This window comes from Aquimonas voraii (genome assembly GCF_900101825.1).
In the GTDB taxonomy this organism is placed as follows: domain Bacteria; phylum Pseudomonadota; class Gammaproteobacteria; order Xanthomonadales; family Xanthomonadaceae; genus Aquimonas; species Aquimonas voraii.
This window is the reverse complement of record NZ_FNAG01000001.1, coordinates 627,889-653,679: the sequence shown is the minus strand read 5'-3', so window position 1 is coordinate 653,679 and position 25,791 is coordinate 627,889. Positions and strand designations below refer to the sequence as shown.

Annotated in this window: 23 protein-coding genes; 11 read left to right on the top strand and 12 right to left on the bottom strand. The window is 68.6% G+C overall.

Annotated features, from left to right (window positions below):
* Positions 1 to 58: 58 nt before the first annotated feature.
* Together BLP83_RS02825 and BLP83_RS02820 are read left to right on the top strand one after the other, a co-directional pair.
* The gene (locus BLP83_RS02825; RefSeq protein ID WP_091238550.1) at positions 59 to 2,425 is read left to right on the top strand and encodes a hypothetical protein; all 2,367 of its coding nucleotides are present in this window, start codon (positions 59 to 61) and stop codon (positions 2,423 to 2,425) included.
* Between the two features lie 206 nt (positions 2,426 to 2,631).
* On the top strand, positions 2,632 to 2,964 hold the full coding sequence (locus BLP83_RS02820) for a YkgJ family cysteine cluster protein (RefSeq protein WP_245679935.1): 333 nt from the start codon (positions 2,632 to 2,634) through the stop codon (positions 2,962 to 2,964).
* 214 nt (positions 2,965 to 3,178) lie between these two features.
* Here the strand turns inward: BLP83_RS02820 and BLP83_RS02815 are convergent, their stop codons facing one another.
* Together BLP83_RS02815 and BLP83_RS02810 are read right to left on the bottom strand one after the other, a co-directional pair.
* The gene (locus BLP83_RS02815; protein ID WP_091238547.1) at positions 3,179 to 4,036 is read right to left on the bottom strand and encodes a PA4780 family RIO1-like protein kinase; all 858 of its coding nucleotides are present in this window, start codon (positions 4,034 to 4,036) and stop codon (positions 3,179 to 3,181) included.
* Between the two features lie 134 nt (positions 4,037 to 4,170).
* The gene (locus BLP83_RS02810) at positions 4,171 to 5,619 is read right to left on the bottom strand and encodes a hypothetical protein (RefSeq protein WP_143006527.1); all 1,449 of its coding nucleotides are present in this window, start codon (positions 5,617 to 5,619) and stop codon (positions 4,171 to 4,173) included.
* Positions 5,620 to 6,073: 454 nt separating this feature from the next.
* Here BLP83_RS02810 and BLP83_RS02805 point away from each other — a divergent pair, with 454 nt between their 5' ends.
* Positions 6,074 to 6,622: a hypothetical protein gene (locus tag BLP83_RS02805; protein WP_091238541.1), complete on the top strand. Its 549-nt coding sequence runs from the start codon at positions 6,074 to 6,076 to the stop codon at positions 6,620 to 6,622.
* A 222-nt stretch (positions 6,623 to 6,844) separates the two neighbouring features.
* Positions 6,845 to 7,534, top strand: a complete 690-nt coding sequence (gene can, locus BLP83_RS02800) for a carbonate dehydratase (RefSeq protein ID WP_091238539.1) — start codon at positions 6,845 to 6,847, stop codon at positions 7,532 to 7,534.
* A gap of 100 nt (positions 7,535 to 7,634) precedes the next feature.
* Here can and BLP83_RS02795 read toward each other — a convergent pair whose 3' ends face one another.
* Entirely contained in the window at positions 7,635 to 9,326 is a 1,692-nt protein-coding gene (locus tag BLP83_RS02795; protein ID WP_091238537.1) for a hypothetical protein, read from the bottom strand.
* A gap of 431 nt (positions 9,327 to 9,757) precedes the next feature.
* Between BLP83_RS02795 and BLP83_RS18560 the strand changes: the two genes are divergently transcribed.
* Positions 9,758 to 10,204 (top strand): DUF4174 domain-containing protein, encoded by a 447-nt coding sequence (locus BLP83_RS18560; RefSeq protein ID WP_176763980.1) that lies wholly within the window; start codon positions 9,758 to 9,760, stop codon positions 10,202 to 10,204.
* Positions 10,205 to 10,668: 464 nt separating this feature from the next.
* On the opposite strand, the gene fghA is transcribed toward BLP83_RS18560, so the two are convergent.
* From fghA to BLP83_RS02770, 4 genes are all read right to left on the bottom strand, one after another.
* Positions 10,669 to 11,514, bottom strand: a complete 846-nt coding sequence (fghA, locus tag BLP83_RS02785; RefSeq protein ID WP_091238533.1) for an S-formylglutathione hydrolase — start codon at positions 11,512 to 11,514, stop codon at positions 10,669 to 10,671.
* The gene (locus BLP83_RS02780) at positions 11,514 to 12,623 is read right to left on the bottom strand and encodes an S-(hydroxymethyl)glutathione dehydrogenase/class III alcohol dehydrogenase (protein WP_091238530.1); all 1,110 of its coding nucleotides are present in this window, start codon (positions 12,621 to 12,623) and stop codon (positions 11,514 to 11,516) included. The genes fghA and BLP83_RS02780 overlap by 1 nt, the downstream gene beginning before the upstream one ends.
* Positions 12,624 to 12,730: 107 nt before the next feature.
* Positions 12,731 to 13,798, bottom strand: coding sequence for a calcium/sodium antiporter (locus BLP83_RS02775; RefSeq protein WP_091238529.1), 1,068 nt, complete (start codon positions 13,796 to 13,798; stop codon positions 12,731 to 12,733).
* A gap of 98 nt (positions 13,799 to 13,896) precedes the next feature.
* The gene (locus BLP83_RS02770) at positions 13,897 to 14,901 is read right to left on the bottom strand and encodes a LysR substrate-binding domain-containing protein (RefSeq protein ID WP_091238526.1); all 1,005 of its coding nucleotides are present in this window, start codon (positions 14,899 to 14,901) and stop codon (positions 13,897 to 13,899) included.
* Between the two features lie 193 nt (positions 14,902 to 15,094).
* Between BLP83_RS02770 and BLP83_RS02765 the strand changes: the two genes are divergently transcribed.
* From BLP83_RS02765 to BLP83_RS02745, 5 genes are all read left to right on the top strand, one after another.
* Positions 15,095 to 15,676 carry an FMN-dependent NADH-azoreductase gene (locus BLP83_RS02765; RefSeq protein WP_091238524.1) on the top strand — a complete coding sequence of 194 codons (582 nt, stop codon included), beginning with the start codon at positions 15,095 to 15,097 and terminating at the stop codon, positions 15,674 to 15,676.
* 351 nt (positions 15,677 to 16,027) lie between these two features.
* Positions 16,028 to 16,537 (top strand): FixH family protein, encoded by a 510-nt coding sequence (locus BLP83_RS02760; protein WP_091238522.1) that lies wholly within the window; start codon positions 16,028 to 16,030, stop codon positions 16,535 to 16,537.
* Positions 16,538 to 16,545: 8 nt separating this feature from the next.
* Complete coding sequence (locus BLP83_RS02755; protein ID WP_091238520.1) at positions 16,546 to 18,981, top strand: heavy metal translocating P-type ATPase; 2,436 nt, start codon at positions 16,546 to 16,548, stop codon at positions 18,979 to 18,981.
* Positions 18,978 to 19,178, top strand: coding sequence for a cbb3-type cytochrome oxidase assembly protein CcoS (gene ccoS / locus BLP83_RS02750; RefSeq protein WP_091238517.1), 201 nt, complete (start codon positions 18,978 to 18,980; stop codon positions 19,176 to 19,178). Before BLP83_RS02755 ends, ccoS begins: the two co-directional genes overlap by 4 nt.
* Before the next feature lie 16 nt (positions 19,179 to 19,194).
* On the top strand, positions 19,195 to 19,926 hold the full coding sequence (locus BLP83_RS02745) for a sulfite exporter TauE/SafE family protein (protein ID WP_091238515.1): 732 nt from the start codon (positions 19,195 to 19,197) through the stop codon (positions 19,924 to 19,926).
* Between the two features lie 19 nt (positions 19,927 to 19,945).
* On the opposite strand, the gene epmA is transcribed toward BLP83_RS02745, so the two are convergent.
* From epmA to BLP83_RS02720, 5 genes are all read right to left on the bottom strand, one after another.
* A complete protein-coding gene (gene epmA / locus BLP83_RS02740) occupies positions 19,946 to 20,923 on the bottom strand; it encodes an EF-P lysine aminoacylase EpmA (RefSeq protein WP_091238513.1) in 978 nt (325 codons plus the stop codon).
* Between the two features lie 5 nt (positions 20,924 to 20,928).
* On the bottom strand, positions 20,929 to 21,723 hold the full coding sequence (lepB, locus tag BLP83_RS02735) for a signal peptidase I (protein ID WP_091238511.1): 795 nt from the start codon (positions 21,721 to 21,723) through the stop codon (positions 20,929 to 20,931).
* Between the two features lie 50 nt (positions 21,724 to 21,773).
* Positions 21,774 to 23,567 carry a translation elongation factor 4 gene (gene lepA, locus BLP83_RS02730; protein ID WP_091239420.1) on the bottom strand — a complete coding sequence of 598 codons (1,794 nt, stop codon included), beginning with the start codon at positions 23,565 to 23,567 and terminating at the stop codon, positions 21,774 to 21,776.
* A 246-nt stretch (positions 23,568 to 23,813) separates the two neighbouring features.
* The gene (locus BLP83_RS02725; RefSeq protein WP_091238509.1) at positions 23,814 to 24,428 is read right to left on the bottom strand and encodes a rhomboid family intramembrane serine protease; all 615 of its coding nucleotides are present in this window, start codon (positions 24,426 to 24,428) and stop codon (positions 23,814 to 23,816) included.
* Positions 24,428 to 25,102: a glutathione S-transferase gene (locus BLP83_RS02720; protein ID WP_091238506.1), complete on the bottom strand. Its 675-nt coding sequence runs from the start codon at positions 25,100 to 25,102 to the stop codon at positions 24,428 to 24,430. Before BLP83_RS02720 ends, BLP83_RS02725 begins: the two co-directional genes overlap by 1 nt.
* Before the next feature lie 126 nt (positions 25,103 to 25,228).
* Between BLP83_RS02720 and BLP83_RS02715 the strand changes: the two genes are divergently transcribed.
* Entirely contained in the window at positions 25,229 to 25,711 is a 483-nt protein-coding gene (locus BLP83_RS02715; protein WP_091238505.1) for a peroxiredoxin, read from the top strand.
* Positions 25,712 to 25,791 lie beyond the last annotated feature (80 nt).

Below are 25,791 nucleotides of genomic sequence, written 5' to 3'. Positions count from 1 at the left end.
GTTGCGGAGTCGGCACGGCCCGACTAGGGTTACCGGACATTCGCCCCGGTGAACTGCCATGGTTCCGAACGCCTTCTGCGCCGCAGGCGCTGCGCTGACGCTCCTGCTCGGCACGGGCCTGCCCGCCCCCGCCCTGGCAGCACCTGAGGCCGGAACACGGCTTCCGGCAGCCGCCACACTCACCCTGCTGGCGCTCGACGCACAGGGACAGCCGGTGCTGCAGTGCGACCTCGCCGGCCCCGGCGCGCTGCGCGAATTCGCACCGCGGCTGCAGCCGCCGCCACGGCATCCTGCCGATGCTGCGGCCGAAGCGAAGGCCACAAGCTCTCAACGCATGTTCGAAGTGGTCTATCTGGATCCGCCGGGCACAGGCTTTCTGGATAAGCGCCCGGCCGAGGCGCTGCCCGGCAACGCGGCCAGCACGCTCGGCAATCAGCGCAAGGCCGCGCTGGATGCCGCTCTCGGCATCTGGGCCATGCGCCTGGACAGCCGCACCCATCTGCGGATCGGCGCCGCATTCGCCGACCTCGGCTGCGCCGCAGCGGGGTATGGCGGCCCGGCGGCCTGGGTCGATGATGCCGCCGGCATGCCAGCGCCCGACACGCGCTATCCCCTGCCCACCGTCATTGCGCGCACCGGTGAGCGTCGCGCGTCGCACGCCGTGGATCTGCAGGTGGTTTTCAACAGCCGCCTGGGAGAACTGGAATGCTTCAGGTCCATCGTTCCGGACGGCTTCTGGTACGGGCTGGATCGCTACCAGCCCGCCCCGCCCACCGCCTACCCGTTCTACGCCTTCGCACTGCACGAGATTGGTCACGCGCTCGGCTTCGCGGGCGCGATCCAGGCAAACGGTCAACCCGAGCCCGGCTCGCCGCACCTGGATGCGTTTTCGAGGCTGCTGTACAGCGATCGGCTGCAGCGCCCCTTCGCCGAGATGAATGCAGCGGATCGCGCGCAATCACTCGCCGAGCCCGGCGATCTGCTGTTGGACAGCCCCAGCGTGCGTGCGCGGCTGATCGAGGTGCTGGGTCAGCGTCGGCGCGTACGCCTGCTCGACTCCGAGCCGCAGACGGAGTACCCCGCGGCGAGCGTGCAGCTGGAGCCGACCTTACCCGCACCGGGAATCGTCGGCACCTTGGTGCGCGCGGACAATGCGACCGGGGCGGCCGCGACCGCGGGAACAGCACGCAGCGCGACGGATGCCTGCGAAGCGCAGCGCGGCCCCCTGCCTGAGCGGGCGGTGCTGATTGCGTCCAGCGGCGGCTGCAGTCCCGACCTCAAATGGCGCCACGCCAGCGAGGCCGGCGCACTGGCCCTGCTGCTGGAAGACGTGCGAGATATCGAAGACCCGCGCACGACGGCACGCGCGGGGGTTGCCGCGAGCGCCCACTGGCCGATTCCGCTGTGGATGCTGTCGCCGCCCGATGCGGCGCAGCTGCTTGCCGCCGCCGAGCAGCGGCCCCGGGTCGAGCTGGGCTTCGACACCGGCTCGGTGCCGCGCGGAACCGTGGCGGGTCGTCCACGCATGTTCGATCGGGGTCACTTCGCCATCGAAACCGAAGCGGTGACGCTGATGAGTCCGCGCATCTTCGGAGGCAGCCGCTTCGGCTTCACCGACCTCAGCGCCGACGCGCTCTACGACATCGGCTGGCCCCGTCCCGAAGCGCGCCGCTCAATGTACGTGGGGGCCTGGTACCAGCCGACGCGCTCAGGCGAAGGCTGCGTACTCAGTCTGGAGGGCAACGACAGCCTGTTTGCCTTGAGCTGCTACTTCCACCACCAGGGCGAGCCGATCTGGGTGCTGGGCGCCGCCGAGCTGCGCGGCGAGGCGCTCGATTTCGGCGCCGTGCAGATCACCCGCGGCACCGGCTACGGCAGCGCCTTCGACCCGTCAGCGGTGGTGCGCGAGGCTTTTGGCCGTCTCCGCCTGAGCCTGTCCGACTGCAACCACGCGGTTCTCGATGTCTGGCCCGAGCAGAGCGGATTCGCGCCCTTCCAGGTGCCCCTGCGCAAGATCGTGACCAGCGACTGCCAGACCTTGAGCCACGCCCTGCCCGATCGCAGCCTCTCGGGGAGCTACTACGATCCCGAGCGCTCCGGCGAAGGCGTACAAATCGCGGTGGAGGGCGGCGGTGAGCTTGCGACGCTCGCCTGGTACACCTACCGCGATGGGGCCCAGCTTTGGGCCGTCGGCGCCGGCGCGCTCAATGGCGAGCGCCTCGAGGTCCGCAATGCGGTGATCGCTCGCGGCGGCGAATTCGGTCGTGACTTCCGGCCCGAGCAGGTGCAGATCACTCCGTTCGGCGCCTTTGAACTGAACTGGCTGGACTGCAACCGTGTCGAGGTCGACATAAGACCCAGCCTGCCCGGTCTTGAGCACTCGCGGCGGGTGCTCCGCCGGGTCGTGCCGCGCGAGTGCCGATGAACCTGTGAGCATCACCCGCCGGCTGCGGCGACTGCGATTCGCACACGCAATGACGACGAGGCGATCGACGGCGACCGCAGCGATCTGAACAGGAACCCGGGCGAGCTTGCAGGAGGCATCGATTCACGCACGCCCGCGCCGAACATGCGACCCTGCACGCCGTGTTCGGCCCGCGCCGAGTGCGTTCCCCCCTGTCGGAGCCGCGCGTGCCCTTCGAGATTCTCCCCGACGACCATCTGGTCGACCCCAAGGTGCAGTGCGACGACTGCGAAGCCGTGTGCTGCCGTCTCACCGTGGTGGTCATGCCCGACGACGTCGTGCCGCGGCACCTGACCGAACACACGCCGGAAGGCCTGGAAGTGATGGCGCGCGACGAGGATGGCTGGTGCGTGGCGGTCGACCGCATGCAGATGTGCTGCAGCATCTACAGCCAACGGCCCAGCATCTGCCGCAGCTTCACCATGGGCAGCGGCTTCTGCCGCGCCGAGCGCCTGGCCTACTCCAAGCGCTACGACGACATTCCGCACGCGCTGCTGTAGCGGGCTGGGAAGCCTTGCGCGCGGCCGCGCGGGCGCTGCTTGAGGGCGACTCGGCCGCGCGTTCGGACGCCGCACACGGACACCCGGGCCTTGCCGAGTGCTCGCATCGAACTGCGGGATGCACGCCAGGGCCATCGCTGAGAACCCAGCGTCTCGCAGGGTCGCCACCGACGCGAACGCGGCGAGGGCAGGACGCAAAGGCCTGCAGTCGTCGCTAGTCGTCCTGCTCTGCCGCCAGCCGTCCTTGCTCACGGATCAAGGCTTCTTCGCGAGCGTCGCGGATGGCCCACTCGATGGCGTCGAGGTCGACCTCGGCCAACTGCTCTTCGAACACGCCGGTCAGCGGCGTGTCCGGCGTCAGCTCGCCGGCCTCGAACAGGGCCCACATCTCTTCCGCGTAGCGCGTCTGCATCAGCTCGGGCGCGAAGCGGCCGAGGCTGATGCTGAGATTGTTCACGTCGCGACGCAGCAGGTCGCGGGCGGCGTTGTTGCCGGCGGCATCGACCACCTGCGGGAAATCGATCACCACCGGGCCTTGGGCGTCGACCAGCACGTTGTACTCGGACAGGTCGCCGTGGATCAGTCCACAGCAGAGCATGCGCACCACCTCGCGGATCAGCCGCGCGTGATAGTCGCGGGCGACCTCGGGCGCGAGCTGTACCTCGCCCAGCCGCGGCGCGTTGTGGCCGTCTGCATCGGCCACCAGCTCCATCACCAGCACCCCGCTGTAGAAGCCGTAAGGACGCGGCACGCGCACGCCAGCATCGAAGAAGCGGTAGAGCGCATCGACCTCCGCGGTCTTCCAGGCGGCCTCGGCCTCGCGCTTGCCGAACTTTGTGGCCTTGCCCATTGCGCGGGCCTCGCGGCTGCCGCGCGCCTTGCGGCCCTCCTGGTACTGCACGCGATTCTGGAAGCTGCGCTGCGCCATGTCCTTGTAAACCTTGGCGCAGCAGATCTCCTCACCGCGACGCACGACATAGACCGCCGCCTCCTTGCCGCTCTTCAGCGGCCGGATCACGGCATCGAGAATGCCGTCTTCGATCAGTTCCAGCAGGGCGGCAGGGGCTTTCATCCGGGGTCCGGCGGCGTCAGGGCCCGGCACCTTAGCAGGCTGGACCCGCGCCGCGCAGGGGCTGCGCACTGGCCCGGGAACGATCCAAGCTGAGCTTCGCAGTCGCAGCCCGGGGAGGACGAAGGCCCGCAAACTCAGGGCGGCGACTCGCCTGCAGCGGGTTCACTCGACAGTCGACTTGCCGGCACCGGCCACAGCCCAAGGGCGCGCTTGGGCGGCGGCCCCTGCCAGATCAAGGCCTGATCCTGCAGGCCCAGACGCGGCTCGATGACCGTCTCCGGAGGCTTGCGCTGAGCCAGCGCCTCTTCGATGGAGAGACCGTCGGCCAGCTTCGGCCGTAGCTCGACCAGCACGGCCAGCATCCTCAACGCTGCCGCTTCCTCCAGGATCCGCTCGACGTAGACGCTCAAATCCGGTCGCGAGACGCGATCGAGGGTGCAGCCCATCGGGTTCGCCATGCATTGCAGCACAGGGGGGTCCGCGGGCCACTCGCGTACGCGTCGGATGACCGCCGGGTCGCCGCGCAGCATCTGCGCCAACACGTCCTGATCGCAGGCCCAGGACATCGCGCGGGCTCGCCACTGCAGACTCAATTCACCATCGAACAGCAGGCGGGAGGGCTCGCCCGACGCCGCAGGCCAGAGGTCCGAGACACCGCCGTTGAACGCGGACTCCAGCGAATGCCGCAACCAGCGATATTCGCCCCCGACCGCCGCGCAGAGGGACACCGATGGAGCCTGCAGGGGCGCAGTCAGCACCTCGCACTCGGCCGGAAGCGGCGCCTCGGCGGGAAGCTCGGCCAGAACATCGGCGGCGAGGTGTGCCGCCGCGAGTATCCGGCTTGACTCGATCAAGCGAGTGATCAGGTGGGTGCTGCCTTCGGCGAAGCGTCGCGCGGTGGCGAGTTCGCGACAGGCCATACCCAATCCCTGCTGCGTCGAACCCGCGCGAAACGCGCGCGCCGCCATCGCCAGCCACACCCGCGAGGCGCCCGTTCGCTCCTGCGCGACGGCCAGGTAGGTGGCGAAATGCAGCGCGTCATCCACGCGCAGATGCCCGAACTCGTGCACGGCGGCCAAACGAGCGCTCAGCAAGGGCGCACTGTCCACACGGCGCCAGGCTTCGGCGTCGATCGCGGCAAATCCATCGAGGCACTCGGCCTCTCTGCCGCCGCAGTCCAACTGCGGGAGATCTTCCAGCGGCCAGCGCGGGTAGCGGGCATCCGCGCTGCGGGTCAGGACGGGTGGCGGTGCCGACTCCACAGCGGCACGCAGCAAGGCCTCCGCATGCGCGAGCGCGCGGCGCCGATCCTCAGCGAGAACAGCCGCACGCTCGGACTCGGGAATGTCCCATTCGATCTGCCACAGGTGCTTGAAGGCATTGGCGCCCAAAGCCTGCGAAGGGGCCTGCCAGCGCGCGATCAGACCCGCGATCGCCGAATCGGGCGGCGCACGGCGCACGTGCCAGACAACCACCAGCACGATGGCGCAGACCAACACGAGAGCTGCCGCGGCGAGCACGAGGCCGCGCGCAATGCCACGCGCCCCCTGCCTTGCGAGCCGCCCTTCAGCCTTGGAATTCAAGCCTTGCAGTCCTCCACGCCGGGCCGCCGCCGCGATGGGTGTGCGCGTTCCCCTCGGCCTCGCGAAGCAGTGACAGGCATCAGGAAAGGAAACTCACGGTGCACAACAGGATTCACGCGATCAGGTCCATGTTCAGAGGGAACCGCACACCGCCGGTGGCGGAGTCAGCAAACGCTTGAGGTTAAAGCAATACGGATCAAGTCCCGCCTGGCCTTGATCCGTGGTCGCGAGTCCGGCCGAGGTCCGGACTCGCTTTCGCTGGATCAAGCATCGCGTGCTCGATCCACGGGCGCGCCCTCCATGGCGCGCGACAACGTTGAATTCTTCAGCGTTGCCCTAACGAACGCAGCACCGTGCCGCGATCCGAAGGACTCACCCGTGCACACCGGCCTTGTCACATCGCCGGGGACAGCGCAGTCTGCCCGCGCCAGGTCCCAACGCATCGAGCTCGCCCATGGACACCATTCCTTTTCGATTCGAATCCCACGGCGGCTTTGGCGAGGTCAAAGGGCTGGCGCGGCTGGATGAGTTCGGGCTCGAACTGCAGTTCAGTACGCGCGATGCGGTGTTCGGGGTGATCAAGAGCGAGATGCGCAGCCTGCGCATTCCACTCGACACCCTGCTCAGCGTTCGGTTCTCGGCGGGCTTCCTGTGGCTGATGCCGGTCATCGAGCTGCGGGTGCGCGATCTGAACGTGCTGCAGGGCCTGCCGGAATCGGAGGAAGGCCGGGTCAAGCTGCGGGTGAAGTTCGGCGAGCGCCACGATGCCCGCGGCTTCGTGCGCGATCTGGAAGCCATGCGCACCCACTTCCGCATCCAGATGCTCGACCGCACCCTCGACCGCATGACCAGCCACCTGCCCGGCCGCGAGCCGCCGCCGGCGCCGCTGCAGAGCGAGCTGGCGCCGCCCGCTGCGCCGCCTTCGACGCGCTCGGGCAATGTGATCTCGATGGGCGGTGGACCGCTGGGGAGTCGGCCGCGCGATTCGCAGTCGGAGACCTGATCGCGGACCGCGCTGGCCGCAAGTGCCGCGGCAGGATGTGAAGCCCCTCCGCGGCGCCGGTTGCAGGCTGGGAAAGCCCGCGCAGGCCGGATGCGCCCGCGCGCGGTGCAGAGCCATTCGCGACCTTGCCCACGGGCACGGCGCTGGCGCGCCGTGCCGGCATTCCGCTTCTGCGAGTGCGGCGCCTACAATGCGGCGCCTTTGACTTTGCCTTCACGTCTCATGACCCAGCTGCGCGAACTGCTCGACAAGAACCGCCAGTGGGCGGAGGCCGTGCGCGCCGAGGATCCCGGCTTCTTCAAGCGGCTGTCCGCGCAGCAGGCACCCAAGTACCTGTGGATCGGCTGCTCGGACTCACGAGTTCCGGCCAATCAGGTCACCGGTCTCGCACCGGGCGAGGTCTTCGTCCACCGCAACATCGCCAACGTGGTGGTGCATACCGACCTCAATTGCCTGTCGACCATCCAGTTCGCAGTGGACGTCCTCCACGTCGAACACATCATCGTCTGCGGGCACTACGGCTGCTCCGGCGTGCATGCGGCGATGGCGAAGACGCGCGTGGGCCTGGCGGACTACTGGCTTCGCCATGTCGGGGATGTCGCCCACAGGCACAGCGCGCTGTTGGCCGAAGCCGAACTCGACAGCCTGCGCCACGCCCGCCTGTGCGAGCTCAACGCAATCGAACAGGTCATCAACGTCTGCCAGACCACGATCGTCCGGGATGCTTGGGCGCGGGGACAGGCGCTGAGCGTGCACGCCTGGATCTACGGCCTGATGGACGGCCGCATCCGCGAACTCGGCTTCGGTGTGGATGGCCCCGAGGATCTGGAGCCCGCCTATGCGGCTGCCATCGCCGCGGTGCGCGGCGACGCCGAGAACGGTGCGAGCGTTCGCCGTACGGCCGCAGACTGAGGCAGTCCACCGTGCATCGAGGCGATGCCCGGATTCGCACCGAGGCGAAGCCGGGCAAACGCGCTCAATGTGTCCCCGCGTCAAGCGCGCAGGTTTGCGCTCAATCGGCGCCGATCTCCGCCTTGCCGCGCACGGCGCGCACCAAGCCGAGAGTCGCCTCGGCACGGAGTGCGGCTGCGCTCAGTCCCTCGCGCAGCGCCGTGCGTGCTGAACGCGTCAGCTCGGCAATGTCGCGCTCCGGACCGGCCTCGATACGCTTCAGCAGGGCCTCCGGCTGATCGGTCGGCAGCGCTTCGGCCACGCTCGCCAGCATGGCGCCCAGCGCACCAGCGCGCAGGGTTTCGGCATCCAGCACGGTCTCGCCGATCCGCTCGTGCGCCAGCAGATCAAGCATGCGGGCGCTTTCCTCGTCGGATTGCAGCACCGCATCGATGAACTCGTCGGCGGCATCGGCGCCGCCCTCTTCGCGCAGCAGGGCCAGAGCCTCGCGCCCCAGCCCGACCTGCACCGGCCAGGGCTTGAGGTCCTGCGGCAGGCTGAGCTCTTCGAGGAAGCGCGGATGCAGGCGCAGCACGATCAGGTCCCACCACAGCCGGCACCAGACGCGGTTGGCGGGCTGCAGCCAGCTCTGGATGTTGCGGTAGTAGGCGTAGATCTTCTGCAGGTTGGCATCGGGGACGCCGCCCGGGCGCATGCCGTTCAGATTGACGTTGACGTAGTGGTGCCAGGTCGAGTCGCAGACGATGCGCCCCGGACGCTGGCTCTGGCCCGTGTAGGCCGTGGCAAGGCGGCCGTCCCAGGCGCTGATCAGGCCGAACATGCGCGGCTGTACCGGCGGCTTCCACACCCCGTTCTGCACCGCGCGGCCACCCGATACGCCTGAAGCGACCAGCTCAGCGCGCACGCGCTGGGCCGGATTGGCCGACTGCGCCGGGAACTCGGCGAAGTTGAGGCCCGCCAGCGTGTAGTTGGCGCCCAGCACGGCCGCGCTGGTGACGGCGTAGCAGACGCTTTCGTGCGGGTGGTCGGGCAGCACGTCGATATCGCGATTGAAATTGACGTTGCCGGTGTTGCCATCGCGAACCACCGGCGCCCCCGGCAGCATCAGCAGCGGATGCACGCGCGCCTGCCAACGCGTGGTCGCGTCCGGGGTGACGGTGTAGTGCGGAAAGATCCGCTGCGGGATGCTGTCGCCCTGGTCGCTGAAGTCGTAGAGGCCATTCGCGCCGGGGTCGACCACGGTGTCGATGCGCTGCACGGCGAGATCGATGTTGTTTTCGCCGCCCATCGGGATGCTGCTCCACTCGCGCATATGGCGGATGCGCGGCAGGCTGCCGCACAGCGGCTTGCCGATGCTGCCGTGGTCGCCGGTGGCGAAGACGCCGCCGCCCGCGTTCATGAAGTTGGCGATCACCTGGATCTCGTTGTTCGGCAGCGCACCGTTGCCGCTGCTGCGGCCGAACAGCCAGATCTGGTCATAGTTGGCAGTCGTCACTGGCGTCGCTGCCGTGGCGAAGTTGAAATTGTTCAGCACCGTATAGCTGTCGCCGCCGACGGTCACCGGGTTGGCGTGCACGCCGCGGTAGGCCAGCGTGAGGAAGGGCTTGTTGGTGACGCCGCTGTCGGTGGTCAGGGCTTCGAGCACGCGCAGCAGGCCGAAGCCGTTGCTGCCGTAGCTCAGGTCCGGTTCGGTGACGATCAGGATGCGCGGCCGGCACAGGCGCAGCCGGGCCAGCAGAAGGTCCGGGTTGATGTCGACAATCGCGAGGTCGCGGATCTGCAGAGGGTTCATGGGGTTCTCCAAAAAGGCGCGCAGGGATGACGCGGTCGATCCCGGGAGGCGCGGGGTGCATTGAGTGGCGAACGCGCAGCGGGCGGAGAGCTGAAGCGCCCCTGCCGATTCCAGGCGAGTTGCGGTGCCCATCGATTCACGCTGCGGCCGACACAGGCTCCGCTTCGGCGCAATCCCCCGCAGTCGGCGCGTGGCCCGACTGTCAGTCGGACTTCCTCGCAGCCGGGGGTAGGAGAACAGCGGTGGCCTCACGATCTGTGCGACGCATCACGCGGCCTGCGCGCCCGCGGCGCGCAGCTCGACCGCGGTCCGGCACGCCGCCCACGGGGCCCGTTTGCAAACGCTGCACCGCGAGGGCGGTCGGCCGGGACCCGTTGGTGCCGCGCTCGCGCACACGCGGCTTCGACCCCTGCAGCTTCAGGCTGGGCCTCATGCGATGTTTGGGATGCCTTTTCTTCACCCTCGCCTGCCTCACCGCCCCGGCGATGGCAGAGGACTGGCTGGCCGCGCAGCAGTGGCAGCGGCGCCTGATCGTGGTGGACGAGGCAATCGCGCCAGCGACAGAGGCCCCGCTGGCGCGGCAGGCGGCGGCGCTCCGCGAACGCCGCGTATCGGTATGGCGCTGGAACGACCCGAGGCTTGAATGGATGGGCGGCATGCCTGCCCTCGCCGAGGAGGTCGCCAGCGGCGCCTCGACCGAGGGCCTGCGTCGGGCACTGGCGCGCGCGCCGCTGCGACCCGGCCTGCACCTGTTTGGACTGGACGGCGGTCTGAAGGCCAGCCGCGGCGAGGTGGATCAGCTTTCCGAGTTGATCGACGCGGTCGACTCGATGCCGATGCGTGTGCGAGAGACGAAGGCCTCGACGCCATCGGAATGATCCGCAAGCGCTAACCGAGGCTCGACAACCGACGGGCTGAGGGCGCTTGAATGCCGCACTCGCAGTGCCCGTTGGTGCTCATCTGGCCAAACCTTACCGAAGGCCGATCACGGCGTCGCAGGCCAGCGCCACTCTGCATCAGACGGGCGTGGAGCGAAGCCAGGTCCGCGTTCGCGGGAAAGGCAAGGGATCCGGGCGCAGGGCAAGCCTCAAGGCCATGGTGGGCCAGGGCCCACCCTGTGAGAGAGCGCGTGTCACGCACCGCGGCCGGCCTGTGACTTGCGAGGCACATGCATTTATAGGGTGGGCCCTGGCCCACCATGGCCTGAACGCCGCCCCGCTCTCACGTCCCCACGCCATCAGGCTGTCACGCGACGACGCCTGCAATCTTTCGCAAGCGCCGCATGCGCGGACCACATCGAGCCCCGCCCTGCGAAATCGAGGAAAACCCCGCGAAAGCAGGATCAAGCCTTCGAGCTCAAGGTCGCCGCATGGTGCCGCAGGTGGTCCTCGACAAAGCTCTGGATGAACCAGTAGCTGTGGTCGTAGCCGGCGTGCCGGCGCACCCGCAGTGCCTGGCCAGCCTGTGCGCAGGCGGCCTCGAACAGCTCGGGCTTGAGCTGGGACTCGAGGAACTTGTCATCGAGACCCTGATCGATCAGAAGTTCACCCTCGAAACGATGACCATCCTCGACCAGCGCCGTGGCGTCATAGGCGCGCCAGGCGGCGCGATCCTCGCCGAGGTAGCGCGGAAACGCCTTCTGCCCCCAGGGCACCTGGCTCGGCGCGACGATCGGCGCGAAGGCCGAGCAGCTGCGGAAGCGGGTTGGATTCTTCAGCGCGAGCGTCAGCGCGCCATGCCCGCCCATTGAATGTCCGAACACGCCGCAGCGCTGCAGGTCGACCGCAAAATTCGCGGCCACCGCAGGCAGCAGCTCGTCGAGCAGATAGCGCTGCATGTTGAAGCACGCGCTCCATGGCGCCCGCGTGGCGTCGAGGTAGAAGCCGGCCGCCTCGCCGAACTCCCAGTCTCCGGTGGCGCCTTCGATGCCGGTGTCGCGCGGGCTGGTGTCGGGCATCACCAGCACCAGCCCCAGCTCGGCGGCGACGCGCTGGGCGCCGGCCTTGATCGCGAAGGTCTCGGGCGAGCAGGTCAGCCCGGCCAGGTAAAACAGCACCGGCCACGGGCCCGGCTGCGGTGGGGTGTAGACACCGAACTGCATCGGCCCGCCGCAGGCCGTCGACTCATGCCGGTAGAAGCCCTGCACGCCGCCGAAGCAGCGCTGGGCCGAGAGCGTTTCGAGGCCCATCAGTACACCACCACCGAGCGGATCGACTCGCCGCGATGCATCAGGTCGAAGGCGTCGTTGATCCGCTCCAGCGGCAGCGTGTGGGTGATCAGCGAGTCGATGTCGATCTTGCCCTCCATGTACCAGTCGACGATCTTCGGCACGTCGGTACGGCCGCGCGCACCGCCGAAGGCGCTGCCGCGCCAGTTGCGACCGGTGACCAGCTGGAAGGGCCGCGTGCTGATCTCAGCTCCGGCAGGTGCGACGCCGATGATGACGCTGGTGCCCCAGCCCTTGTGCGCGCACTCCAGGGCCTGGCGCATCACCTGGACATTGCCGATGCACTCGAACGTATAGTCCGCGCCACCCTTGGTGAGCGACACCAGATAGGGGACAAGATCGCCCTCGACCTCCTTCGGATTGACGAAGTGGGTCATGCCGAACTTCCTCGCCATGGCCTCGCGCGCAGGGTTCAGATCCACGCCGACGATCATGTCGGCGCCGGCCAGACGCAGGCCCTGGATCACGTTCAGGCCGATGCCGCCGAGGCCAAACACCACCGCCTTCGAGCCGACCTCGACCTTGGCGGTGTAGATCACCGCGCCGATGCCGGTGGTGACGCCGCAGCCGATGTAGCAGACCTTGTCGAAGGGCGCGTCCTCGCGGATCTTGGCGAGCGCGATCTCGGGCGCGACCGTGAAGTTCGAGAAGGTCGAGGTGCCCATGTAGTGGCGGATCGGCCGGCCGTCCAGCGAGAAGCGGCTGCTGCCGTCGGGCATCAGGCCCTGCCCCTGGGTGCTGCGGATCGCCTGGCAGAGGTTGGTCTTGGGGTTCAGGCAGTACTCGCACTCGCGACATTCGGGCGTGTACAGCGGAATCACGTGGTCGCCGGGCTTGAGCGACTTCACGCCCGCGCCGACTTCGACCACCACGCCCGCGCCCTCGTGGCCGAGGATGGCCGGGAACAGGCCCTCGGGGTCGGCGCCGGACAGCGTGAATTCGTCGGTGTGGCAGACACCCGTGGCCTTGATCTCGACCAGCACCTCACCGGCGCGCGGGCCCTCGAGATCGACGGTTTCGATGCTGAGCGGCTTGCCGGCTTCGAAGGCGACGGCGGCGCGGGTTTTCATGATGGGGGCTCCGGGCGGTGGAAAGCCCCCGATTCTACGATTCCCCGAGGCCGCGCATGCCCGCGCGGCGTGAAGCCCCCTCGCGCTCGTGGACCTTTACGGGGTCCTCAGCGGGTGTGGCGCAGCTGCCAGCCGCGCCAAGCCATCACGAACAAGGTCAGCGCGGTCAGTGGCAACACGCCGTAGACCATGGCGGTGCGGTACTCATCGAGCAGCGCGTGCTCCTGCGCGTACATCACCAGCCAGGCGGTGTAGGCCACATAGAACAGGAAGAAGAAAACGCCTTCCCAGCGCTCGATCCGGTAACCGTGGAACATCACCGGCAGGCAGGCCGCGGCGACCGCAATCATGATCGGGATGTCGAAGCGCAAGGCGGAAGCGGCAACAGTGATATCGCCGGGCGCCACCAGCACAGTGAGTCCGAGCACCGCAAGGATATTGAAGATGCTGCTGCCGACCACGTTGCCGACCGCGATATCTCGCTGCCCCTTGAGTGCGGCGATGACGGACGTGGCGACTTCCGGCAACGAGGTCCCCGCGGCAACGATGGTCAATCCAACCACCAGCTCGCTGATGCCAAGACGCTGCGCGAAATCGATGGCTGCGGCGACCAGCCAACGCGAGCCCAGCACAAGCAGCGCCAGCCCCACGGCAATCATCAGCAATTGCACCCACGTCCGGTCCAGCCAAGGCCCGCCCTCGGGAAGCTCACCGCCCTGCTCTTCAGCGGGCGCGCCGCGGCTCTGCCAGTAGAGGGTGCCCACGTAGACGACAAGCAGGGACGTCAGCAGCAGACCATCCAGACGGCCCAAGGCGCCGTCCAAGGACAGAACCCACATCAACAGGCAGGCACCGATCATGATTGGCACTTCCTTGCGCACGATCTGACGGTGCACCACCAAAGGCGTGATCATTGCTGACAGGCCAAGGATGACCAGCACATTGAAGATGTTGCTGCCGACCACGTTGCCCACGGCGATGTCACCCTGGCCACTGACCGCCCCCTGCAGGGAAACGGCGAGCTCGGGCGCGCTGGTGCCGAAGGCGACCACGGTCAGCCCAACCACCAGCGGCGAGATCCCCAGCGACAGCGAAAGCCGGCTGGCGCCACGCACCAGGACGTCGGCACCAAGCACGAGCAGGACCAGGCCTGCAGCAAACATCAGAAGACTCACGGGAGGACCTCGGGTGGCGGGGACTGCCGTCGCTGCCTGCGGAATCTGCGACGGATCCCGCCATGTTGAGGCACGCAGGCCGATTTCAAGCGCGATCCCTATCGTGCTGCGCGCCCCCGCAAGCGCGACCGTGCGGGAACGGAGGCGCTGCCCGCGGCTTCGACGTCGTCGGCGCGCGCGCTGCCGCTGTGCCGGCGCTGGTCGTCGATCAGCTGCGGCAGGCGCTCGGCCAGGAAGTCGATCAGCGCGCGGATCGAGGGCAGCAGGCCGCTGCGGGAGGGGAAGACCGCGTGGAAGATGCCCTGCGGCAGGCTCCAGTCGGGCAGCACGCGTTCCAGCGCACCGTTGCCCAGCAGATCGGCGCAGACCGTCTCCGGCAGCAGGGCGATGCCGTGGCCGGCCGCGGCCACCTCGCGCAGCACCGGGAAGTCATGCGCCATCAAGCGCGGCTGGAAGTCGACGCGCTCGATCGCGCCCTCCGGGCCATGCAGTTCCCAGCGCTGCTGGCCAGGCTCCTCGCTCATCGACAGACAAGCGTGGGCGGCCAGATCGACCGGATGACGCGGGCGGCCGCTGCGGTCGAGGTAGCGCGGGCTGGCGACCAGGAACTCGTTGATCTGGGCGAAGCTGCGCAGGATCAGGCTGCCATCGTCGTTGAGCCGAGTGCGCACGCGCAGGGCGACATCGATGCCCTCGTTGATGAGGTCGACCCGGCGGTTGCTGACGTGCAGCTGCACCCGCACCTCCGGGTAGCGCTCCAGGAACTCGGGGAGCAGCAGGGCCAGCTGGCGCTGCGCGATCGCCACCGGCGCGCTGAGCCGCACCAGCCCGCGCGGCACCGCCGACTGACGCTCCACCACCTCGCGCGCGGCCTGGGCCTCGTCGAGCATGGCGCGGGCATGGCGATACACGCTCTGACCGAGATCGGTGACCGCGAAACGCCGCGTCGAGCGCTGCAGCAGGCGCGCGCCCAGCGAGTCCTCGAGCGCGGTGATGCGCCGTGACAGGCGCGACTTCGGCATGCCGCTGGCGCGCTCGGCCTTGGAGAAGCCGCCGTGTTCGACGACCAGGGCGAAGTACTGCAGATCGTTGAGGTCGTGCATTTGGGAGCCGGGAATCGGGAAACGGGAATGGGGAATCGGAAGAGCGGGCGGCGGCAGCACTGAGGTCGCTGGGCTGTCGAGGCTCCCGGAGCGTTCGTTCCAGCAGCGCAACGCAGCGTGCTCCTGCGCTGGATTTATCGCAACAGCGTTGGCAATCAAGCTGTGCACCGTCGTCCACCCACGGAGCACCGCCATGAAGGTCCTGCATATCGATTCGAGCGCGCTTGGCAGCGCCTCAGCCAGCCGTGAACTCACCGCCGCGGTGGTGCGCCAGCTGCGCGCCGACAGCCCGCATGTGGAAGTGAGCTATCGCGACCTCGACGCCCAGCCGCTGCCGCACTTCACCGGTGCCACCCTGGCGAAGAGCGATCCCGCCGAAGCCGAGCTGGCCAAGACCGTTCTGGAGGAGTTCCTCGCCGCCGACGTCGTGGTGATCGGCGCGCCGATGTACAACTTCAGCCTGCCCTCGACGCTGAAGGCCTGGATCGACCGCATCGCGGTCGCCGGCGTCACCTTCCGCTACACCGCCAACGGCCCCGAGGGCCTGGCCGGCAGCAAGCGCGTGATCGTCGCCAGCACCCGCGGCGGCATCTACGGCGACGCCAGCCCGGCCGACTTCCAGGAGGCCTACCTGCGCCAGGTGTTCGCCTTCCTAGGCATTTCGAGCATCGAGGTCCTGCGCGCCGAAGGGCTGAACCTCTCGCCTGAGAATCGCCAGCAGGGCCTGGCGGCGGCGCATGCCGCCATCGGCCGCACGACCGCCGCCGCGGCCTGAGGATCGCGGCACGCTCGGTGATCGATCCGAGCGCCGTTTTTCGAGAAGTGCTTGAAGCCGGACCTTTCCCGGCTCCCGCATGCGCAAGCGGCGGGAGACGGTCCGGCCTCCGCAGCGGTCCTCCCCGTCCGCTGCGGATCTCCCCGATCGACAGGTTTCATCGAACTGTCGATCTGCTGCAAACCCCGTGTCCCCCCGGAGCACCGTGGCCGCCAAGGATGGCGCCGCGGTGTGTTTGTTCTGGGCCGACGGCAACCCGCGCCGCGGATTGATCGATCTCAAGCCCGGCCTGCCCCCGGCGATTACCCTGTCGACTTCGCGGCCCTGCCCGCCCCGCTGTCGATCCGCCCCATGAGCTCCAGCATCAACGCCCGTCCCTGGTTCCGCGAACCCATGGTCTGGCTGGTCATCGCCCTGCCCCTGACCGCCGTCGTCGCTGGACTCAGCACCCTGGCGATCGCCATCCGCTCCGGCAGCAACGACGCGGTGCCCGATGTGGTGCGCCGCACCCTGCAGATCCAGGACGCCGACATCGCCGCTGACCGCCGCGCCATCGAGCTGGGCCTGCGCGGCGAGCTGAGCATCGACCTGGAGACGGGCGCCATCGCCGCGCGGATGCAGGGTCTGAGCGACGGCGTGCCGTCTCTCACCTTGCGCCTGCTGCATGCCGGCCGCGCCAGCCGCGATCTGGAGATCCGCCTGATCCAGTCGGGCGAGGCTTGGCACGGCCGTGTCGACGGCGCCGCCGGCCAGGCCTGGAACATCGAGCTTTCTTCGCCGGACCACAGCTGGCGCGTCGGCGGCCGGCTGGACCCCGGCGCGACCCGCAGCGAACTGATGCCCATGCTGTCGGGCGGTTGAACCCGGCCATGGACATGCGCAGCCCCGCCTGCCACCACTGCGGCGAGCCGCTGCCGGCCGCCCCCGTGCTAACCGAGTTCAAGGGCGCGCAGCGCGCGTTCTGCTGCGGCGGCTGCGCGGGCGCCGCGCGCTTCATCGAGCAGGCGGGTCTCGGCGACTACTACAAGCTGCGCGAGGAGCAGGGCCGCCGCGTCGGCGAGGACGCGCAGGACTACAGCGCCTTCGATCGCGAGGACGTGCTGGCCGAGCACAGCCGCGTGCCGGCCGAGGCGCCGGACTGCCGCGAGTTGACCCTGATCGTCGACGGCATGCGCTGCGCGGCCTGTTCCTGGCTGATCGACCGTGCGCTGGGCTCGCTGGACGGCGTGGAGGACGTGCAGTCGAACGCGATCAGCGGGCGCGTGCGCCTGCGCTGGCGACCGGCGCGGCTGCGCCTGTCATCGGCACTCGAACGCCTCGCGGGGCTGGGCTATGCCGCTCACCTGTCGCCGGGCGAAGGGCTGGAGCGCGCGCGCGCCGCCGAACGCCGGCAGCTGCTGCTGCGTCTCGGCGTGGCGGGCCTGGGCAGCCTGCAGGCGATGATGTTCGCCGAGGCGCTGTACCTCGACTTCGCCAACCAGATGGCGCCGGCCACGCGTGACTTTTTCCGCTGGATCACCTTCGCGGTGTCGGCGCCGGTGGTGTTCTACGCCGGCTGGCCCTTCCTCGCCGGCATGGTCAAGGAGCTCCGCCAGCGTCGCCTGGGCATGGACACGCTGATCGGCAGCTCGGTATTGCTGGCGTACTTCGCAAGCCTCGTCGAAACCCTGCGCGGCGGCGCTCACGTCTGGTTCGACGCGGCGGTGATGTTCGTGTTCTTCCTGCTGGTGGCGCGCTATCTCGAACGCATGGCGCGGCAGCGCGCGAATGCCGCAGTGGATGCGCTGGCGCAGGCGCGGCCGGCGCTGGCCTGGAGGCTGGATGCCAGCGACGAAGCCGTACAGGTGCCGGTGGCCGCGCTGGCGGTGGGCGACCGCGTGCGGGTGCCGGTGGGCGAGGCGCTGCCGGCCGATGGTGTGCTCGACATGCCTGCCGCCGAAGTCGACGAAGCCCTGCTCAGCGGCGAATCGACGCCAGTGACCAAGCGCGCCGGCGACGAGGTCTATGCCGGCAGCGTCGCCCGCCTGCAGCCGCTGCGCCTGCGCATCACCCGCACCGGCCAGGACACCCGCCTCTCGCATCTGACCCAGCTGGTCGAACGCGCGCAGAACGCGCGGCCGCGGGTGGCGCAGATCGCCGATCGCGTGGCCGGCCACTTTGTTGCCGCGCTGATGGTGTCGGCGGCGCTGACCTTCGCGGTGTGGTGGCAATTCAACCCTGAGCGCGCCTTCGAGGTGATGCTGGCGGTGCTGGTGGTGAGCTGTCCCTGCGCCCTGTCGCTGGCGATTCCGGCCGCACTCGCCACCGCCGGCAACACCCTGACCAAGCTCGGTGCCCTGCCCCTGCGCGGCGATGCGCTGAGTGATCTGGCCGACGTCGACACCGTGCTGCTGGACAAGACCGGCACGCTCACCACCGGCAGCCCTCAGATCGCGCGCGTCGAGGCGCTGGCCGAACTAGATGCCGAGGCCGTCACCCGCATTGCCGCGGCGCTCGAACGCGACGCTGGCCACCCGTTGGCGCGCGCTTTCGCGGGCATCGCGGCACCGCGCGCAGAAGCGATCGAAGTCAGCGCCGGCGCGGGCGTTGCGGGCGAGGTCGAAGGCCGGCGCTGGCGCATCGGCCACGCCGGCTTCGCCGCCGGTCTCGACCACGATTTGCCGGGCATCTGGCTGGGCGACGGCGCTCGCGCCATCGCCCGGTTCGAGTTGGTCGATGCCCCGCGCAGCGATGCGCATGAAGCGATCGCCGCGCTCCGTACCCAGGGCCTGCGCGTCGAGGTGCTGAGCGGCGATGCGCCCGAGGCGGTCGAGGCCACGGCGCGCACGCTCGGCATCGAGCGCTGGTCGGCGCGGGCCACGCCAGAATCGAAGCTGGCCCGCCTGCGCGAACTGCAGGCGCAGGGCCATCGCGTGCTGATGCTGGGCGACGGCATCAACGACGCGCCGGTGCTGGGCGGCGCCGATGTCTCGTTCGCGCTGGCCTGCGGCGCGCCGATGGCGCATCGTGCGGCCGACATCGTGCTCTCGGGCGAACGCCTGATGCGCCTGCCGCAGGTGGTGCAGCTGGCCCGGCGCACGCGCCGGATGATCCGTGAGAACCTGGCCTGGGCGCTGGTCTACAACGCCATCGCCCTGCCCTTTGCCGCCGCCGGCTGGGTCACCCCCTGGATCGCTGCGCTGGGCATGGCGGGCTCGTCCCTGCTGGTGACGCTCAATGCCCTGCGGCTCGGGCGCAGCGCTGCGTGGACGCTTCCGGATACGGCCAGAATGTCGCCTCCGACCTTGCCCGAGTCCCCTCGATGAGCGTGCTGATCTATCTGGTGCCGGTCAGCCTGGTGCTGCTGGGGCTCGCGGTCTGGGCCTTCTGGTGGGCGGTCAAGCGCGGCCAGTTCGACGACCTCGACACCCCGGCCATCGACATCCTCGCCGAGGACAGCAAGGACCGCGATCTGAAGAACACCGCCGAAGCGCGCGCGCAGGCCGAGCGCGAGCAGCCGTGAAAGGGCTCGACACCCCATGCCGATCGACTGGCTGAGCCTGGGCGCCGCACTGATCGCCGGACTGCTCGGTGGCGTGCACTGCGTGGCCATGTGCGGCGGCGTCGCCGCCGGCATCGCGGTCAGCGCGCGCGCGCAGACGCCGGGCGAGGCCTGGCGCATGGCCTGGCGCAGCAACCTCGGGCGTATCACCGGCTACACGCTGGCGGGTCTGCTCGTAGGTGGCTTCGGCGCGGGTCTGATCGCACTCGCGCGCAGCGATGCCCTGCTGCTGGGCGCGCGCATGGCGGTGGGTGCGGTGCTGGTGCTGGTCGGCCTGCGCATGCTGTTTCCCGGCGCCGGCTTCAACCTGTTCGCCAGACCCGGCGCTGCGCTGTGGGCGCGACTGGCGCCGCTGCAGCAGCGCCTGCTGCCGGCCAACACCGCGGCGCGACAGTTCGCGATGGGCCTGCTTTGGGGCTGGCTGCCCTGCGGTCTCAGCCTGACCCTGCTGTCGGCCGCCTGGCTGAGCGCCGATGCCCTGCAGGGGGCACTGATCATGGCCAGCTTCGGCCTCGGCACCCTGCCGCTGATGCTGCCGCTGACCTACAGCGGCGCCCGCGCCCTGCGCTGGCTGCAGCGCCCCGGCGCCCGCCGCGCCGCCGCCGCACTCGTCATCGCCTCGGGCCTGCTGACCCTGGCCGCGCCCTGGCTGGCGCAGATCCCGGCAGTGCATGGTGTGTTGGAAGCGCTGGGCTGCAGGACGCTCTGAGGCCAAGCGGGAGATCGGATCAGGCGCGCGGCCCGGCAAAGGCGATGACCTGATCGATCCGCTCGCTGCCGGTGAGCAACATCATCAGCCGATCCACGCCCAACGCCACGCCGGCACAGTCAGGCAGGCCATGCTGCAGGGCCGCCAGCAGGTGCTCGTCGATCGGCAGCTCGGCATCCCCGCGCGCGCGGCGACGCTGGTTGTCGCGTTCGAAGCGCGCACGCTGCTCACCCGCGTCGCTCAGCTCGTGGTAGCCGTTGGCCAGCTCGACCCCGCCGACGTAGACCTCGAAGCGGCAGGCATGCGCCTCGGCGCCCGCGCCCGCCACCCGCGCCAGCGCGCACTGGCTGGCCGGAAAGTCGTAGAGCAACAACAGCTCGTCGCGCGGCAGTACCGGCTCGATGCGATGGGTCAGCAGCAGGTCCAGCCAGTCATCGCGCTCCAGGCCGTCGGCGTCGATGTCATGGCCGGCCAGCGCCACGCGCAATTCAGCTTCGCTGGCCAGGGCCGGGTCGATTCCCGTGTGCTCGCGGAACAGCGCACGGTAGCTCGAACGCCGAACTTCCAGCGTGCGGCCCACAAGGGCGAAGGCCGACAGCAGCAGCTCGGCGACCTCGTCCATCAGCCGGTAGTGGTCGATGCCCAGCCGGTACCACTCGAGCATCGTGAACTCGGGATTGTGGCGGCCGCCGCACTCGCCATCGCGGAACACCCGCCCCAGCTCGTAGCAATCGCCCACGCCGGCCGACAACAGACGTTTCAGGGGGAACTCGGGGGAGGTGCGCAGATAGCGTCGGCGCGAGGCGCCGGCGTTCGGGCCGCTGTAGTCCAGCGCGAAGCTGCGGATATTCGGCTCGGTGTTGCCGGCCGCCGACATCAGCGGCGTCTCCACTTCGAGCACGCCGCGCGCCGCGAAGAAGGCACGGATGCAGTGGTTCAGTCGCGCCCGCAGGCGCAGGGCCTCGATGCCGGCACCGGGGCGCCAGTCCGAATGCACCGGCCTTACTCGATGCCCTGGCCGATGCGGCCGAACTCGAAGTCGCTGTTGAACCAGATCAGAAAGGCGCGGCCGACCAGGTTGCGCTCGGGCACGAAGCCCCAGGCGCGGCTGTCGAGACTGTTGTCGCGGTTGTCACCCATCACGAAGTAATGGCCCTCTGGCACCACCCAGCGGCCCTCGCCCTGACGTCCAAGTTGGGTCGGACGCATCAGGATCTCGTGCTCGCGCTCACCGAGGGTTTCGCGAAGGTGGTCCGCCCCATCCATCTCGCGCCCGGCCCCCACGCCGATGTAGCGGCCGATGCGCTCCTGCGGCTGCGGCTCGCCATTGATGAACAGAGTCTTGTTGCGGTAGACGACCTCGTCGCCCGGCAGGCCGATCACGCGCTTGATGTAGTTCTCCTTGGGGTTCACCGGGTAGCGGAACACCACCACATCGCCGCGCTGCGGCTCGCCGAGCTCGACGATCTTGGTGTCCAGCACCGGCAGACGCAGCCCATAGGTGAACTTGTTGACGAGGATGAAATCGCCGTCCTGCAGGTTCGGCATCATCGAACTTGAAGGAATGCGGAAGGGCTCGGCCAGGAAGCTGCGCACGATCAGCACGATCAGGATGACCGGGAAGAACGAGCGGGAGTACTCGACGATCACCGGCTCGCGCACCACCTCGGTGCCCAGGCTCGACCCCGCCTGCGCGCGCTCGGCGCGGGCCTTGGCGAAGAACAGGGCGTCAATGCCCCAGACGATGCCGGTGAATGCGGCCAGACCAACCAGCAGGGCAGCGAAGTCGAAGTTCACGTGGGGGCGTTCCAGGAGATTGAGAGTGGGATCGAAGCGGAAACCGGGTCTTACTTGTTGTCGACCTGAAGCACCGCGAGGAAGGCTTCCTGCGGAATGTCCACGCTGCCGACCTGCTTCATGCGCTTCTTGCCTTCCTTCTGCTTCTCCAACAGCTTGCGCTTGCGGCTGACGTCACCGCCGTAGCACTTGGCCAGCACGTTCTTGCGCAGGGCCTTGACCGTGGAGCGCGAGATGATCTGCGCGCCGATCGCGGCCTGGATGGCGACATCGAACATCTGCCGCGGAATCAGCTCGCGCATGCGCTCGCAGATGTCGCGGCCGCGCCGGTCGGCATGCATGCGGTGACAGATCATCGAGAGCGCGTCGACGCGGTCGCCGTTGATCAGCACGTCGAGGCGCACGAAGGGGCCCGGCTCGAAGCGCTGGAAGTGGTAGTCGAGCGAGGCATAGCCGCGGCTCACCGACTTCAGGCGGTCGAAGAAGTCCAGGACCACCTCGGCCATCGGCAGCTCGTAGCTGATCTGCACCTGGCTGCCCATGTAGTGGATATTCTTCTGCACGCCGCGCTTCTCTTCGCACAGCTTGATGACGTTGCCGACGTAGTCGGGCGGCGTCAGCACATTGGCGAGGATGATCGGCTCGCGGATCTCGTCGATCTTGTTGACCGGCGGCAGCTTGGCCGGGTTGTCGAGGGTCAGCGTCTCGCCGTCGGTGGTCAGGACCTCGTAGACCACCGTGGGTGCCGTGGTGACCAGATCTAGGTTGTACTCGCGCTCCAGGCGTTCCTGCACGATTTCGAGGTGCAGCATGCCAAGGAAGCCGCAGCGGAAGCCGAAGCCCATGGCCTCGGAGCTTTCCGGCTCGAAGCGCAGGGCGGCGTCGTTCAGGCGCAGCTTCTCCAGCGCCTCGCGCAGGGCCGGGAAATCCTCGGCATCGACCGGGAACAGGCCGGCGAACACGCGCGGCTGCATTTCCTGGAAGCCCGGCAGCGGCTGCGCCGCGGGCTTGGCCGCGAGCGTGATGGTGTCGCCGACGGGCGCGCCGTGGACGTCTTTGATGGACGCGCACATCCAGCCAACCTCGCCCGGACCCAGCTTGTTCTTCACCAGGCGCTTGGGCGTGAACACGCCGACCTGGTCGATCTGGTGCACGCGGCCGGTCGACATCACCTGGATCTTCTCGCCGGGGATGAGGTCGCCCTGCACCACGCGCACCAGCGAGACCACGCCCAGGTAGTTGTCGAACCAGGAGTCGATGATCAGCGCCTGCAGGCGATCGGTGTCGCCGACCTTGGGCGGCGGGATGCGCTGGACGATGGCTTCGAGCACATCGCGCACGTTCAGGCCCGTCTTGGCGCTGACCTGCAGGGCGTCGGTGGCGTCCAGCCCGATCACCGCCTCGATCTCGGCCTTCACCCGCTCGCAGTCGGCGGTGGGCAGATCGATCTTGTTCAGCACGGGAATCACTTCCAGACCCTGCTCGACCGCGGTGTAGCAGTTGGCGACCGACTGCGCCTCCACACCCTGGGCCGCATCCACGACCAGCAGAGCGCCTTCGCAGGCCGACAGCGAGCGGCTCACCTCGTAGCTGAAATCGACGTGACCCGGGGTATCGATGAAATTGAGCTGGTAGGTCTTGCCATCGAGCGCCGTATACGGCAGCGAGACCGACTGCGCCTTGATGGTGATGCCGCGCTCGCGCTCGATCGGATTCGAGTCAAGCACCTGGGCTTCCATCTCGCGTTCGGCCAGGCCACCGCAGATCTGGATGATGCGGTCAGCGAGCGTGGACTTGCCGTGGTCGACGTGGGCGATGATGGAGAAATTGCGGATGTGCTGCATGCGTGGGGCCGCGCGGCCCGCCTCGGTCTGGGCGAAATGACCGGGCATTATAGCCCGCGGCCAGCCGCAGGCCGGGATTCGGGAGTGGGGATTCGGGATTCGTTGAGCCGGCACTTGCGGCCGTGAGGCCTGCGCCACACCGCAGCACCGCCCTCACGAAGAGCTCACAACTGGAAAACCCCGGAACTGGCGCAATGCTTCGCGCTCTTCAACGAATCCCGAATCCCCACTCCCGAATCCCGGCTTCTAACCCATCGGACTGAGCAGCTGGGCAAGGAAATGCCCCAGCACCCGCGGCTCGGCGATCAGCATGAAGACCAGGCCATAGACCGCACCCCAGAGGTGCGCGCTGTGGTTGATGCGGTCATCGCCCCTGCGGTCCATATAGACGCTGTAGCCGATGTAGAGCGCGCCGTAGATCACTGCAGGCACCGGCAGGAAGAACACGAAGATCAGGTTCCAGGGCGCCAGCAGGATGAAGGCGAACAGGACCGCCGAGACCGCGCCCGAGGCGCCCAGCGTGCGGTAGTGCGGGTCGCGGGCGTGGCGGAAGTAGCCCGGCAACACCGACACCAGCAGCGCGGAGAGATAGAAGAAGGGAAACGCCCACAGGCCGAAGCGCTCGGCCATGAAACCCTCGATCAATCGCCCGAAGAAGAACAGCGTGATCATGTTGAACAGCAGGTGGCCGACATCGGCATGCACCAGCCCATAGGTGAACAGGCGCTCGTACTGGCCGCGCTGCACCGCCGGCGTCCACAGCAGCAGGCGATCCAGCAGGCCGGGCCGTTCAAAACACTGCCAGCTGACCAGGCCGGTGAGCAGGATGAAACCGAGCGTGAAGGGAAAGTCGAAGGACATCAGTCGCTCCCCGGCAGTTCGAAGGGCCCATGGGCGGATTCGGCGCGCTGCCAGGCCGGCCGCGCCTTGACCCGGGCCACGAAATCACGCACACGCGGCAGCTCCAAACCGCTGCGCTCCACCGCGGCCATCAGCGGGTAGCTCATCTGGATGTCGGCGGCGGAGAAGGCATCGCCGGCGAACCAATCGGACTTGGCGAGTTGCTGCTCGACAAAGCGGAAGTGGGTCTGCAGCTGGGGGCGGATGTAGTTGGCGATCACTTTCGCAGACAAGCCCTTCACAACGGGCCTGACGAAGAAGGGCATGGGCTGGGTCGGCAAGCGCGAGAACACCAGGGCCAGGATCAGCGGGGTCATCAGCGAGCCTTCGGCGTAGTGCAGCCAGTAGCGGTAGTCGAGCGCCGCCTGCGCGCCGGCTTTGGGCTTGAAGCGGCCGGCGCTGTCGTAGCGCTCCACCAGATACTCGAGGATCGCCCCGGACTCGGCGACCGTGACCTCGCCATCGGTGATCACCGGCGATTTGCCGAGGGGATGCACCTTCATCAGCGACTTCGGCGCCAGGATCGTCTTGGGATCGCGCTTGTAGACCTTGACCTCGTAGGGCTGGCCCAGCTCCTCCAGCAGCCATAGCACGCGCTGGGAGCGCGACTTTTCCAGATGATGGACGACGATCATGGGCAGCTTCCGGGCTGGACGAGGGCGCCAAGGGTAGCCCACGCGCCCTCCGCGCGGCCTCCTCGCCGGGTCTTCACGTTTTCCGGCTAACCTGTGCGCCCTTTCCACCCCGCACAGGCGCAGCCCATGAGCATCCAGATCGGCGACTCCATCCCCGAAGCCACCTTGAACCTGCTGCGCGACGGCGTACAGGCCGTGACCACGTCGGACATCTTCAAGGGCAAGAAGGTGGTGCTGTTCTCGGTGCCGGGCGCATTCACCCCGACCTGCTCGGCCAAGCACTTGCCGGGCTACGTCGAGAAATTCGAAGAGTTCCAGCGCCGCGGCATCGACGTCGCCTGCATGGCGGTCAATGACGCCTTCGTGATGGGTGCCTGGGGCAAGAGCCAGAACACCCCTGACGGTCTGATGATGCTGGCCGACGGCAACGGTGCCTTCACCCAGGCGCTGGGCCTTGAACTCGACGCCACCGCCTTCGGCATGGGCCTGCGCAGCAAGCGCTTCGCCCTGTATGCCGAAGACGGCGTGGTCAAGCTGCTGCACGTCGAAGCCCCGGGCGAGTTCAAGGTGTCCTCGGCCGAATCGATCCTCGCCGCGCTCGAGGCCTGAAGCCGGCCCGGGCGTCCGGCGCCCGCGCTGATCCCGACGAAACGGGCGCCTTGAGGCGCCCGTTTCGCGTTCATGGCTTG

What these genes read in the sequence shown, in the direction of transcription:
- can (WP_091238539.1), top strand. Translation starts at nt 6,845, where the DNA reads ATGACCCAGCTGCGCGAACTGCTCGACAAGAACCGCCAGTGGGCGGAG.
- BLP83_RS02780 (WP_091238530.1), bottom strand. Translation starts at nt 12,623, where the DNA reads ATGAAAACCCGCGCCGCCGTCGCCTTCGAAGCCGGCAAGCCGCTCAGC.
- ccoS (WP_091238517.1), top strand. Translation starts at nt 18,978, where the DNA reads ATGAGCGTGCTGATCTATCTGGTGCCGGTCAGCCTGGTGCTGCTGGGG.
- BLP83_RS02795 (WP_091238537.1), bottom strand. Translation starts at nt 9,326, where the DNA reads ATGAACCCTCTGCAGATCCGCGACCTCGCGATTGTCGACATCAACCCG.
- BLP83_RS02770 (WP_091238526.1), bottom strand. Translation starts at nt 14,901, where the DNA reads ATGCACGACCTCAACGATCTGCAGTACTTCGCCCTGGTCGTCGAACAC.
- BLP83_RS02745 (WP_091238515.1), top strand. Translation starts at nt 19,195, where the DNA reads ATGCCGATCGACTGGCTGAGCCTGGGCGCCGCACTGATCGCCGGACTG.
- fghA (WP_091238533.1), bottom strand. Translation starts at nt 11,514, where the DNA reads ATGGGCCTCGAAACGCTCTCGGCCCAGCGCTGCTTCGGCGGCGTGCAG.
- BLP83_RS02825 (WP_091238550.1), top strand. Translation starts at nt 59, where the DNA reads ATGGTTCCGAACGCCTTCTGCGCCGCAGGCGCTGCGCTGACGCTCCTG.
- BLP83_RS18560 (WP_176763980.1), top strand. Translation starts at nt 9,758, where the DNA reads ATGCGATGTTTGGGATGCCTTTTCTTCACCCTCGCCTGCCTCACCGCC.
- BLP83_RS02720 (WP_091238506.1), bottom strand. Translation starts at nt 25,102, where the DNA reads ATGATCGTCGTCCATCATCTGGAAAAGTCGCGCTCCCAGCGCGTGCTA.
- BLP83_RS02765 (WP_091238524.1), top strand. Translation starts at nt 15,095, where the DNA reads ATGAAGGTCCTGCATATCGATTCGAGCGCGCTTGGCAGCGCCTCAGCC.
- BLP83_RS02755 (WP_091238520.1), top strand. Translation starts at nt 16,546, where the DNA reads ATGGACATGCGCAGCCCCGCCTGCCACCACTGCGGCGAGCCGCTGCCG.
- lepA (WP_091239420.1), bottom strand. Translation starts at nt 23,567, where the DNA reads ATGCAGCACATCCGCAATTTCTCCATCATCGCCCACGTCGACCACGGC.
- BLP83_RS02815 (WP_091238547.1), bottom strand. Translation starts at nt 4,036, where the DNA reads ATGAAAGCCCCTGCCGCCCTGCTGGAACTGATCGAAGACGGCATTCTC.
- BLP83_RS02715 (WP_091238505.1), top strand. Translation starts at nt 25,229, where the DNA reads ATGAGCATCCAGATCGGCGACTCCATCCCCGAAGCCACCTTGAACCTG.
- BLP83_RS02760 (WP_091238522.1), top strand. Translation starts at nt 16,028, where the DNA reads ATGAGCTCCAGCATCAACGCCCGTCCCTGGTTCCGCGAACCCATGGTC.
- BLP83_RS02805 (WP_091238541.1), top strand. Translation starts at nt 6,074, where the DNA reads ATGGACACCATTCCTTTTCGATTCGAATCCCACGGCGGCTTTGGCGAG.
- BLP83_RS02725 (WP_091238509.1), bottom strand. Translation starts at nt 24,428, where the DNA reads ATGTCCTTCGACTTTCCCTTCACGCTCGGTTTCATCCTGCTCACCGGC.